The sequence below is a fragment of the Sphingobacterium sp. BIGb0116 genome, assembly GCF_024808035.1.
Classification (GTDB): Bacteria; Bacteroidota; Bacteroidia; order Sphingobacteriales; family Sphingobacteriaceae; genus Sphingobacterium; species Sphingobacterium paramultivorum.
Genome location: NZ_JANUDT010000005.1, coordinates 175,723 through 188,153 on the forward strand (window position 1 = coordinate 175,723; position 12,431 = coordinate 188,153).

Here is a 12,431-nt window from a genome sequence, read left to right on the forward strand (position 1 = left end):
GGTTTACAAACTTTTTATTACGCGTTCAGTTGCCTCCAACGTTCTGTCTATATCATCCTCCGTATGCGCAAAGGAGATACTTCCTTGTTTAATTGGTGCCGGGAAATTGAAAATCCCTTCTTTAATAAGCTTTTTACGATATTGGGTATCCAGTTCAAAGTTGTGGTTATCCAAAATATCATGAAAATTGACTGGCGCATGGTCCATAAAATATGTACAGAAGGCAGATCCTTGACGTGCGACATAAAATGGTACGCCTAATTTAGGAAATATTTCGTTATATCCCTGTTCCAAACGCGCACCCAGTGCTTCTACGTGCTCATAAACTCGATGCTCGGAGCTGCCTAATTTTTTCAATGTCGCAATTGCCGCTGCAGTCGTTAATGGAAAAGCATTAAAAGTACCGGCAATCATCACCCGCTTCGACTTATCAGGATCTACAAAGTAATCCATATATTTTTTCTTTCCTGCAATAACACCCAATGGGTAGCCGTTTGCAACCGCCTTTCCGAAAGTTGAAAGATCCGGCTGAATACCACAGATCGACTGATAGCCGCCCAGCGCATGTCTAAATCCAGTTTTCACTTCATCAAAGATCAACAGAAATCCATGCTCGTCCGCCATCTTGCGTAAGCCTTCCAGGTAACCTTCCTTTGGCTTTACAATACCGATATTCTGAAGAATAGGTTCCAACAAAATGCAGGCAACATCATATTTTTGAACCACATACAGCACACTTTCCAAATCGTTGTAGTTGACAATGTGTACTAAATCGCTGTGATTTTTGGGAATGCCAGCACTTAATGAATCGAATGGATATTCCCCCGGACTTTGATATGAGCCAACATCTGCACGTTGACTGATCACATTGCAGGCCACATCGTTATGCCAGCCATTGTAGCCCCCCTGCATAACAATCACATGATCACGCCCTGTTACTGCACGGGCAATACGGATCGCATGATAAGTCGCTTCCGACCCTGTAGTTGTAATCTGAACGCTCTCCACCGAAGGAACAGACTGACAAAAAAGCTCCGCAAACTCACCTTCCAGTAGCGTTGGCCCAGCCCCCATCAATACCTGCTGTTCCTGCAATGTCTGTAACACTGCGGCGTTCACGTCAGGATCATTATGCCCCAGAAAGGATGCTGCAAATCCAGCCTGATAATCTATGTAGCTTTTCCCATCAATATCTTCGACCAAACTACCATTCCCTTTGACGAAGCAGATATTCGGATCTGACTTCCGATTTAACGATACCACTCCACCAGGTATCCATCTTGCATTCTCCCGCAGTATCGCGGCTGATTTTTCATTTTCTTGCATGCCTATTAAAAGTTTTGCTATTTGTTATTGTTATAATTGGACGATCACCGCCACACATGTTGCAGTCATCAATAAATTGTATTTAAATACATCTTATTTTATGTATACCAAATTACAATATTTTTGTATACATTTAAAATAAATTTTAAAATATTTAAAAATGAACATTCTCATTGAAGGACTTCTTTTTCCAGAAGGCCCCGCTTTCGACCGGGAGGGTGGCCTATGGCTTGTGGAGAAAGAAGCAGGAAACTTGATCTATTACAAAGACAATCAGTATAGCAGAATAGCTGTGAATGGACATCCCAACGGAATTGCAATCGATAAAAATGGCATAATATGGTTTTGCGACTCACAACAAAACAGCATCCGTTGCTACGATCCCTTCGACAAAACCTGTACGACAATAGTCACGGAAATCGCAGGAAAGCCATTAAAAATGCCCAACGACTTATGTTTTGATACCGAAGGGAACCTACTATTCTCCTGCCCGGGAAATGACCTGGAAGATGGCACAGGCTACATCTGCTGTCTACATAAACATGGTGCGCTTACGAAGATCCACACAGGCCTTTTTTACCCAAACGGATTGGCCTTTGCAGCAGACAACCGTACGCTTTTTGTCGCTGAAACAGGCACAAAATGGATCTGGAAAATGCACTGGAACAGCTTGACACAACAGGTGGAAAACATCGAAAAATTCACAGAAACAGGCGGTAGTATCGGCCCGGACGGCATAGCCCTCACGCACGACAATTATCTTTTTGCAGCGATTTATGGATCGCAACATATCCTATCCATTGATACCAAAAACAAGACGACCGAGAAAATACCTACGCCGGGGAAGAATCCAACGAATTGTGCTTTAGACCCAAAAGGCATTCAGGGACTAATGATTACAGAAGCTGAAAAAGGGCAATTGTTGCAGTCGGACAGCACAAAAAAGGGTCTATTGTAAACAATAGACCCGCTATAAAAATCCAAAAAAATATTAAACCAGTTCCAACGCCTCTTGCTCGCCCCGATCCAAATGATGAACCAAGGTGGTATAAGCTTTATTCCAGTCATCCGCTTTCAGTGCATCAACAATAGCGCGATGCTCCTTCTCCGTATCCAGGTAATCTTCCATCTGCCCCATAATAGCCCCGAGTTTCATATGGAATAAGGGGATGTTACTATTCTTGTAAATAGAAATCAACCTTGAATTGCAAGTTCCCTCAATAATCCGCTCATGAAAACGAACATCCGCCTCGCAAGCGCCACCATAATAGCCTTTACTGACCATGTCGGAAAAATCGTTGCAGATCAGTTCCAAATCTTCGATAAGCTCTTTACTTTTCTTTGAAAACAGAATCTTTAATGCGCCTATCTCCAACAGCTCACGCAGCTCACGAATATCCTTCACATCTTCGACCGTCATTTTCTTCACAAAGCAGCCACCTTTTTCACCAAACTCAACCAGACTCTCCCCTGCTAAACGCATAAAAGCCTCACGAACAGCCACTCTACTCACCGCCATCTTATCCGCCCAAGCACTCTCCACCAATCTTGCCCCGCCAGACAGCTGACTGGACAAAATTTTCTTACGTACTTCTAAATAAACTTTATAGGCAAGCGAATCCTCTTTCATATTGTATACAATTTTATGCAAAAATAAGAATACAAAATCATTAAAAAAATTTAAACAATGTATTCTTTAATTAATCTTTCCCTCTTGGGCTCCATACTGTCTTCCCGGCGACAAATAAATAGTTTCGGCTTTAGATTTCCAACTGGTTGTATGATTCCCTTTCAGGACATTTATATTAAAGCTACTATTTTTTAATGAACTTTTCATATTCCAGAAACCATCTTTCAAACCGACCACAACAACTTCATACTGTTGATCTCCCGGCACCACAAATTCAATGGGCTCATCAAGATATTGATTTGGTTTGGCCACCACCAGTAAACGATCAGCCACTCTGATCAAATAATAATTTGCTTTTTCCTCTGAATACACCGGTAATTTTGAAGAACCACTCTCCGTCATCTGAAAAACCGAAGCGTAACTAGCCTGATCACTTTCCTGCTTGGGTGAAATCATAATCCGTGTTCCCCTAGCCTCTGGCCATGGAGACTTGACCTGATAAAGATCACCAAAAACAAAAGCAGTCGAATCACCCGAATACAATTTCACCGCACACTCTTTTAACTGTGGCTTCAGCAAATCAACATAAGTAGAACCGGCTGCGTTTTTAAATTTACTGGTCAACACAAAACCTGTTTCACTTGGTACAGGCTTTTCAAGCGTATTGATCTGCCAATAGGGTTCGAATTTCTTATCATTAGTCTTAAGCTCATCCAATAAGACAATGACAGCAGGCACATCCTTTCTCTTCAAATTCAAGAACAGGAAACTTTTTGCATAGGATTTTACTTTAGCAGTATATGCCGCCGTTAGATCCATATTGAAATAGCTATAGCCCGGCTGAATGGGATCGTTACCAAATGCGGATGCCCTGATCTCTCCGGTATGGTACCAGGAATCATTTAACACCTCGTCCACCGTGCGTGGAAAACGCTGACTAAACCGAGTCCCACCATCGTTTGTTTTGGTCCTGAATAAAAGCGGTTCCGCAGGATCACGCACCAACAGCATACTGTGTGCAACCGACCGCTTATTAAAGTTAAAATCATAAGGGGAACCATACGAAAGATACAGACCAAGATCACCAACCTGAATACCATGATGATAAATCTGCAGTGCACCTGCATCGGCATGCTGATGATTGCCGAAATGATAACCGCCCCCCTTAATTTCTGCAACCACATCGGAACTTCCGTTCTCTTCGCTCCAGCCTGTCCGGGCAACCATAGACCCTAAAATAGGTCCAAAATCTTTCGTCAACGGCATTTTCTCACGGTCAAAATCAGGCTTCAATTTTGGATCATCCAAGAGGAGAAACAAGATTGGATTGTCGGGCAAACCGCCCTGCTTGAAAAACTCAGCCTTAATTACCGGATTGCCTGAATAGGCGTAACAAAGCAGCATGGTCTGTGGATTTTTCCAATAAAAATCAGCACTGCTGTTGTACTTTACATTGAACATATCGCCGTCGCGTAACATTTTTCCGTCAGGCGTGCGCATATACAGCCAATAATAGGGCATATTCTTGATATTATCGTCAAAAACCGGATAACCGAGCATGCGATAATACAACCAGGCTCCATGCATTTCCCACCCAAAACGATAGCCACCGTAATCAACACCTTGATTATGGCGCGGAGACTGATACTCAAACTTGCGCATGGGCACCAATTCTTCCAAAATAGAATACGAAGTATACTTGTAAGGTACAGGATCCTCGTCATATAAAGCAATACTCATTGCCAGCAGATCGCGCGACACCTGTGCCTCATTCCCATGCCCATTGATAATACTTTCAATACCAAAAAAGGGAGGCCAGCCAATTTCCATATCTTGAGCCAGACGCATCATATTTTTATGCAGACTGGTCTTAACGTGTACATCCAATATTGCGTAGCACCAGTCATACACCAGTGCACCCGTGTAAATTGCACGTCCCAACTCACGTGTAATATCACCATAGGAAACATTCCCGAACTCCAACATTGTCAAGTATTGATCTGCCAGCCTTACCGCCTCCCTGCCTATTTTTTCGTCACCGGACATGAGGTAATAAAACGCTTTTGATTCAATAGCACGCTCGAGCTTTTCATCGTAAAACATTTCCTTATTCGGATCAAAAATAAATTGAACAGGTTGTTGCGCAAGTGTTTTCACTTTCCCCCAAGCTTCCAGATGCTCCGCTTCTTCCAACCGCCCCTTAACGACCGGCAATGATTCTTTGTTAACCCATAGCCTCGGGTGACCTGCAGGAGGAACAATCTTTGGTTTATAATTTTCTGCTGCAGCTGGCGCAACCGGAGGCACAAAGGCATTGATCGAAACAGCTTTAATCTTAAAATAAGCTGGCAATTGCATACCGACCGTCTGCTTCCCTTTCTCAAAATAAAATTTACCAAGATCTTGCTTCGCACCTTTAAAGCTGTCAAATACGATCCGTTTGGTCGATCGTGCAGCGCGAACATCAATCATTGCATACAGCGTCATCATACCTGTTTTATCTACAGCCTTGATTTTATCCAAATCGGTAACCTCACCTTCAGAAACCAAGGTATAGACACCAGCCGTCGGAACATCCACCTGCACCTGCAGGCGCTGTCCATTTCCTTTTATCGAAGTAACCTTTGCCTGCTGCCCATAGGACGTTCCAAGGGTCGCCATAAAAGCGATCCCCAGAAAAGTACCTTTAACTTTTAGCCATATCCTTGCACCCATATCTTTATTTTACTTGCAACCTTTTTACACTGATCTTCATTTCTTTTGTAGTATTATTTACGCTATTGACAAATACATAAGCATTGTATTTACCATCAGCCGTTTGCAGCCATATTCCTGATTCAGCTTTTAAATTAATCGCAAAATCTGGAGCATCTACGAACGATTTATCTTTCAAATCCACATCGTCCACAAATACACTGTATTGCAATCGCGCCAACTGTTGATCGCGCACCGTCCAAGCCTTCACGATCTTCGTTTTATTTGTCAGTCCCACAGGTAAGGTGAAGCTCGGCAAATAACTGGCATCCGCCGTGGGAGCAACCAAAGAATGTGCATAAGTCACCGTTGGCAATGCCCGGTACAGATAGACCAAATCAATCTTATCCGGGTTTGCTGCCGCTTCGGTAGCAGTATACCATTTTAGGTCGGCCACAGAAAAAAAGCAGGCCGCGCCGTCTTTCCCGATCAAGTCCAAAGCCATATCCATATTACGAATCGCATAAGCTTCGGTCTTCAAGGCAATTTCCTGCCCATTACTGGACCTCGCCCTGAACGTAAAAGTGACCGATTTACCTTTTGCTGCTGCCGGTATTTTGTAGCTATAACGCAACGTTGAAGCGGAGGTATCTTTTGTAAATTTCACCTCCATGTTATTCCCATTTACTGTAGCAGGGTCGCCAACAACAACACCCACATCTGCACCTGTACTACTGGTGTAGTACGATTTGTTTTCAAGCACGGTACCTTCATCGCCCGCAATACTGGCTTCTACAGAAATTGATGTAAGTTTCCCCTGATCTGGCAAAATCGCCGCAGCATAAGCAAAATCTATGGTAGCCCCAACCACATTTGGCCCTAAAGAGCGCTTAATAATATCGTTTTGCAAACCATCTTTTGCTGTTGGAATTTCATAAGCTTCTTCTTTACAAGAACCTAACAACAAGAGCCCAAATCCGATGGACAACAGCCCTATTTTTAAATAATTTGTTTTCATCAGCTTACTTATTTTTGTACTGTCAAATAAACTTTATACGTCTTACGAACCTTTCTATTTCCAGACACGACAGTCCATTCACGTGGCGTATCCAAATTGGAAAAATCTTGTTTTCCTAAAATCTTAGGATCTAACACCGCATCGGTGACCAATGAAAACTGTGGGTATAGATTTTTCAAATCCGTACCAAAGAGCACCTCCACTTTTATGGTTTGCTCAACGGTATCCACCAACGCAGCTTTTGTCCGTACCGTCTGAAAATCGGCGCCCAACAGTTCAAAACTACTGACATAACATTCCGACCTGGTCGTGATCAACAAACCATCCTCATCCATTGGATAATCATCCTTACAACCGGACAAGCTAACGAACAGCATACCGATTAAAAATAATGTATATTTCATTTTATTACAGTCAAGTGTTACCATATTATTTCCAAGGTATATTTTGTGTTAAATTCGGATTCCGCGAACGTTCTGTTTCCGGAATTTGATAGATATAACACTTTTGATAAGTCAATTCAGACTCATTGAAGAAAAAGCGTTCCCAATTATTTCCAAAACTATCCTGGAACCATTTTCCGTCACCATAAGGTTTACCAAACACTGTTTCCAGTTTACGCCATCTCCTCAAGTCAAACGCACGCTGCCCTTCGCCAAACAACTCAACAATTCTTTCCTGCTCTATAGCATCAAAAAATGCATCACGAGAAGAGGTTTTAGCTCCAGCAAGCGCAGGTAGGTTACCACGACGCCTAACCTTATTAACCAAATCAATTGCATCCGCCTGTGGACCACCGATCTCATTGGTTGCTTCAGCATACATCAGGTATACGTCAGCAATGCGCATCAAAGGCCAATTGTAATTTCCATCACTACGCGCCACGCCACCATAATTGCGCACAAATTTACGCGATTGCAATCCCGAGAGATTTGTGGTATTATCGGTAAAGGAAGTTTTATAGGAGACGCCGTTAACCGTCACCGCAGCTCCCCAAGTTTTGTAGACAAAGGGAATATAACCTGTGGTCTCCGTAGGGCTCATACTCATAATCAATTCGTAATCCCACAACAAAGTCGCTTTCATGCGATAATCGCGATTACGGTACGACTCAGGGTTCACCGCTGAATTTGCCGTAGTACGTGCTGCAGGATTTTTAACCGGATCTAGCTGAACCATCTTTGGTAAGAAATCTCCTGTAATGGTAGATTGGTAACGGTCGGCCAATTCATAGCGCGGAATCGCTTGATTCTGTCCTAAAGACACCAATGGCCCCGTCCATACACGTTGGTACTCCTCACTTTGTTTTGTTCCCACACCGCCGTGGGTAAGCACCATGACCATTTCCTCATCTTGGCTCAAGTTGCCCGTAGAAGGTATAAACATATAGTAATAATTTGGGAGCACATCAGCCTTCCCCAATTCACCCCATTGACCTGGATCACCATTTCTAAACATTTTGATTCCAAAATCATTGATTACACGTTTAAAATCCGCAGCGGCCGCAGTATATGCCGTTTTAGCCTCTGCAGCAGATTGTACAAATCCATCCAATTCAGGCCATCCATTTTTCTTCCACGACCCCCAGTACAATTGAAACTTACCACGAAAGGCCAATGCAGCAGGCTTACCGGCACGACCAATTGCAGACCCCTTGTTGGGCAATTTGTCCACTGCATAGTTCAAATCGGCCATAATAGAATCTTTCAGCTGTCCAATAGGCATTCTCCGCACCGTATCAGCCTCTATGGGAGCTGGCGCCGATTTATAAAAATAAGGCACATCACCCCATAGGGAAATCAATCTAAAGTATGCAATGGCGCGCAACAACTTGGCCTCCGCCACGATAGTTTCCAGGGTTTGTTTTACAGCATCAGTTTTTGCTACGGGCAACAAACGCGCATTGGTATTTTCGATCACAAAGTTAGAACTGAATATAGATCCATACAATGCTCTATACATTGCCGATGCACCGGAGCCATAATTCATCGGACTATTGACCGTTAATGAAATAGGCGCCGCACCAGTATTGTACATTTTAAGGTAATCTCCATGTCCATCAAAATGATAGTCGCGATCAAAACAAGGCCTAAATATGGAATAGTTCGCCATTAACGCAGCAAGCGCGTCATTTTCGTCCACCCAGAACGTTTCGGAGCTTGGCGTTGTTGTTGGATTCTGATTCAACAAATCTTTGCGACACGCGGACAAACCAAGAAGCAGCAAAGAAGAAATAAACAATATGTTATATATCGATTTCATAAGTTCAAATATTATAAGTCTACATTCAGTCCAACCACAAAACTCTTCGTCATCGGATAGGCATCATTGGTATAGGTACTTTTCTCCGGATCTAAGCCTTTAAAGCTCGTCAATACCGCTAAATTATCTACCGAACCAAATACACGTAACTTCTGGATACCCAGCTTCATCAGTAATTCTTTCTTAAAAGTATAGCCAAGCTGCAGATTTTTCACCCTTAAATAAGACATATTTTGCAGCCAAAATGTGCTCAAATACGCATTCGGGCTCGTTGATCCTAATGTACTTGGAAGTAACTTAGGATAATCAGCATCGCGATTGTCCAGGCTCCACATATTATTCCACTGGTCCTCAGTAATAGCCTGATTTGCCGTTCCTAAAAAGTTCGAATTCGCTTTGTTCATCCAAAATTCCTTTCTTCCTGTGGCAGCCTGCAACAGGAAAGAGAAATCAAAACCTTTATAGTCCACCGAACCTCTGAATCCGTAATTCACCTTTGGTCTACCCAATTGATAAGCTGGATATGCCACACGGTCATTCGCGTCCAATTTGCCATCACCATTGACATCTTTCAACAAAATATCTCCCGGAGAAGCGCCCTGAGGAACAGCATTATAGACATCCTGCCAAGACTGAGCAATGCCTAACGATTCGAAAGCATAGATAAAATTATAAGGCATATCAATAAATACCGAACCTCTTTGCAACTGCTCATTCCAAGACAGCAGCTTGTTCTTGTTATACCCAACATTAAAGTTCAGCATGTAACCCACATCTCCCTTTCGGTCATTCCAGGTAACATTTGCTTCAAGCCCTTTATTCATCATATCACCAATATTACGTCGGGGGGCAGTGAATAAACCCGTCAGATGCATAGATACATCCGAAGGCCTGTTCATACCGATCGTCTTTCTTTCGTAATAATCCAGCTCCGCAGTCAGTTTATTTTTAAAGAATCCAAGATCCAAACCCAAATTAAACACACGTGTCTTTTCCCAGGTAAGGTCATAGTTGATCAGTTTCTTATTGATCAACCCTTTGACAACAGACCCTGTTCCTGTACTATTGTCAATCAAATAATAAGGACTAGAGACCAAAGATTGCTTCTGCTCATACAATCCTACACCACTATTATTTCCCAATGAACCATAAGAAGCTCTAAATTTCGCCGAACTCATCCTGATCTTTTCCTTAAATGCCGACATAAATACCTCGTCTGAAATCCGCCATCCCACTGCCGCAGACGGGAAAAAACCATATTGATCGCCCGGCAAGAAACGTGAAGAACCATCTACCCGGAAGTTCCCTTCAAACATATACTTTCCGAAGGCTGTATAATTTAATCGTCCAATATAAGAACGCAAACCTTCTGCCGATGATGATCCCGACACATTTTGCACATCTTCAGAAGCGCCATCGATTTCATGTAAACTAGGATGCAAACGGTCTAAGCGACTGCCTGCTAAAACACGATTATTCCAATATTCTTCCGAATACACAGCCAAAGCTGAAAAATCATGGTTAGTGCCAAACTTATGATCGTAACTCAATTTGAAGTTCAGCTGGGTTTTGTAATTGTTCCGATCTGTATTATATATCCCATCATTTGTCGGCACAAGATCCCGGATAGACAATCCTGTCCGGATGTTATATAATTTTGTAGGCATATCTGCCTTCCATTGAAAACGCGTATCATAATTTAGGGCATAATCCACTTTAGCCTCAAATCCTTTAAATGGCTTCCAGTTTAAATAACCATTCACCAAAGCCTGCTTTTGATTCATGTGGTTTTGGTTGCGCGTCATGTAATCTGCATAAATATTATTGGCCTGCGGACTTTCATTGTAAGACATTGCTCCGCCATAAAAACCGGTAATAGGATCATAAGGCAATATACCTGCTGGCGAGGTAAACAAATCCATCCCACTTGTCGAGTTGGCAGTCATACCGTCTTCGTAGTTATAACGATAGTCAGACCAGTTACCAGAAAACCGCACTCCGACACCGATGGTACTGGTTACTTTGGTTTCGAAATTAAATGCAGCATTATAACGTTTAAAATCATTATTGATCTGTATCCCCTTCTCATCCAGCATACCGACAGACAAATAGTAATTATTATTTTCAGTCCCCCCATTAATGGAAACATTATAATTCCCACTTTGACCATTACGGAGAATAACATCCCACCAATCGGTACTTGGATATAATCTCGGGTCGATCATACTTAAAGCCAACCATTCGTCGATGGTTCCATTCTTAAAATTGAATGCAGATGCGGCCGTATTATAGGCCTGCGCCCTTTGAGTAGCCGTCATTGCTTTCGCATAATTATTGACAAAATCAAAAGAGCGGGTAGGTTTCACCAGCGATTTGTTGGCACTAAAGGAAATAGCCGTCCTACTGTTTCTTTTACCAGACTTTGTCGTAATCAATACAACCCCATTGGCCGCTCTGGAACCGTATACTGCAGCCGAAGAAGCATCTTTTAGTACGGTCACACTTTCAATATCATTCACATTCACACGGTTCATATTGACATCGGGCATTCCATCGACCACGATCAGCGGTCCAGCACTGTTGACCGTCCCCAATCCCCGGATCAAAAGATCCGCTGCATTATTTCCGGCCATTCCGGAGTTTTGACTTACGGCCAAACCAGGAATAACACCTTGCAATGCCTGCGAGGCATTGGAAAGACCCCGACTCGAGGTCGATTGATCAAAATTGACACTGGCCACAGCACCGGTCAAATTGCCTTTTTTCTGCTTACCATACCCCACCACAACAACCTCATCCAGTGCATTTTCGCTCGTATCAAGCACCAAAGCCTGCACATCTTTCCCCGACACCACTTTTGTATTAAAACCGATTAACCGAAATTGAATCTGATCTGAAACGGAACCCGTTAATTTAAAACGACCTTCTTGATCCGTAACGGTAACAGTTGCATTTTTAAGGTTACGCACTTCTACACCGGACAGTGGCTGCCCTTTGGCGTCCAGCACCTGCCCGACAAGCTGCTGCTGAAATTTAGCTAAACCCGACGAAGGGTTTAAAACATCCGAGATCGGAATCTTTCCATTGTTAAGGGAAGAAGGTACATTTGCCAATGCAGCCATCGAAATAAAAGGTAGCCCCACCAAAAGGCAACTCCTGTTTATTACATCCCGGATTTTAATCTGCTTTAGTATCATGAATACTCAGGTTAAAGTGGTTAAATAAATGATTTATAAGCTCTTTAGTTTATTGGTATTTTTTCAGGAAACATAACGCTCGACCCTAATATGGTCTAAATTGTATTTCCATCGCTATCATAGTGAATACAATAATATATATTTTTTGTATACAATTCAATATTTTTTTTACTTTTTTACAAAAATAGGCTGGCTAACAAGTTCGTGACAATTCCACAACACCGCTCTTTTAGCTGTGTAATTATAAACTAAATCGTATTTAGCCTAGGCTGATAAAATATTTTTGTATACAATTTTACTTATT

8 protein-coding genes are annotated in these 12,431 nt (G+C 42.5%); 1 reads left to right on the forward strand and 7 read right to left on the reverse strand.

The window, feature by feature from the left end:
* Positions 1 to 3 precede the first annotated feature (3 nt).
* Positions 4 to 1,326, reverse strand: coding sequence for an aspartate aminotransferase family protein (locus M2419_RS13790; RefSeq protein WP_153847381.1), 1,323 nt, complete (start codon positions 1,324 to 1,326; stop codon positions 4 to 6).
* Between the two features lie 160 nt (positions 1,327 to 1,486).
* Here M2419_RS13790 and M2419_RS13795 point away from each other — a divergent pair, with 160 nt between their 5' ends.
* Positions 1,487 to 2,284 carry an SMP-30/gluconolactonase/LRE family protein gene (locus M2419_RS13795; RefSeq protein WP_153848015.1) on the forward strand — a complete coding sequence of 266 codons (798 nt, stop codon included), beginning with the start codon at positions 1,487 to 1,489 and terminating at the stop codon, positions 2,282 to 2,284.
* A 33-nt stretch (positions 2,285 to 2,317) separates the two neighbouring features.
* On the opposite strand, the gene M2419_RS13800 is transcribed toward M2419_RS13795, so the two are convergent.
* The 6 genes from M2419_RS13800 to M2419_RS13825 are packed head-to-tail and all read right to left on the reverse strand — an operon-like array spanning position 2,318 to position 12,127.
* Entirely contained in the window at positions 2,318 to 2,977 is a 660-nt protein-coding gene (locus M2419_RS13800; RefSeq protein ID WP_227550329.1) for a GntR family transcriptional regulator, read from the reverse strand.
* 45 nt (positions 2,978 to 3,022) lie between these two features.
* Entirely contained in the window at positions 3,023 to 5,671 is a 2,649-nt protein-coding gene (locus tag M2419_RS13805; protein WP_259255260.1) for a hypothetical protein, read from the reverse strand.
* A 4-nt stretch (positions 5,672 to 5,675) separates the two neighbouring features.
* Positions 5,676 to 6,668 (reverse strand): DUF4466 family protein, encoded by a 993-nt coding sequence (locus M2419_RS13810; RefSeq protein WP_153848013.1) that lies wholly within the window; start codon positions 6,666 to 6,668, stop codon positions 5,676 to 5,678.
* Positions 6,669 to 6,676: 8 nt separating this feature from the next.
* Positions 6,677 to 7,072: a hypothetical protein gene (locus M2419_RS13815; RefSeq protein ID WP_046676362.1), complete on the reverse strand. Its 396-nt coding sequence runs from the start codon at positions 7,070 to 7,072 to the stop codon at positions 6,677 to 6,679.
* A 25-nt stretch (positions 7,073 to 7,097) separates the two neighbouring features.
* On the reverse strand, positions 7,098 to 8,930 hold the full coding sequence (locus M2419_RS13820; RefSeq protein WP_153848012.1) for a RagB/SusD family nutrient uptake outer membrane protein: 1,833 nt from the start codon (positions 8,928 to 8,930) through the stop codon (positions 7,098 to 7,100).
* Positions 8,931 to 8,941: 11 nt separating this feature from the next.
* On the reverse strand, positions 8,942 to 12,127 hold the full coding sequence (locus tag M2419_RS13825; RefSeq protein WP_259255261.1) for a TonB-dependent receptor: 3,186 nt from the start codon (positions 12,125 to 12,127) through the stop codon (positions 8,942 to 8,944).
* Positions 12,128 to 12,431 lie beyond the last annotated feature (304 nt).

What these genes read in the sequence shown, in the direction of transcription:
- M2419_RS13790 (WP_153847381.1), bottom strand. Translation starts at nt 1,326, where the DNA reads ATGCAAGAAAATGAAAAATCAGCCGCGATACTGCGGGAGAATGCAAGA.
- M2419_RS13795 (WP_153848015.1), top strand. Translation starts at nt 1,487, where the DNA reads ATGAACATTCTCATTGAAGGACTTCTTTTTCCAGAAGGCCCCGCTTTC.
- M2419_RS13805 (WP_259255260.1), bottom strand. Translation starts at nt 5,671, where the DNA reads ATGGGTGCAAGGATATGGCTAAAAGTTAAAGGTACTTTTCTGGGGATC.
- M2419_RS13810 (WP_153848013.1), bottom strand. Translation starts at nt 6,668, where the DNA reads ATGAAAACAAATTATTTAAAAATAGGGCTGTTGTCCATCGGATTTGGG.
- M2419_RS13815 (WP_046676362.1), bottom strand. Translation starts at nt 7,072, where the DNA reads ATGAAATATACATTATTTTTAATCGGTATGCTGTTCGTTAGCTTGTCC.
- M2419_RS13820 (WP_153848012.1), bottom strand. Translation starts at nt 8,930, where the DNA reads ATGAAATCGATATATAACATATTGTTTATTTCTTCTTTGCTGCTTCTT.
- M2419_RS13825 (WP_259255261.1), bottom strand. Translation starts at nt 12,127, where the DNA reads ATGATACTAAAGCAGATTAAAATCCGGGATGTAATAAACAGGAGTTGC.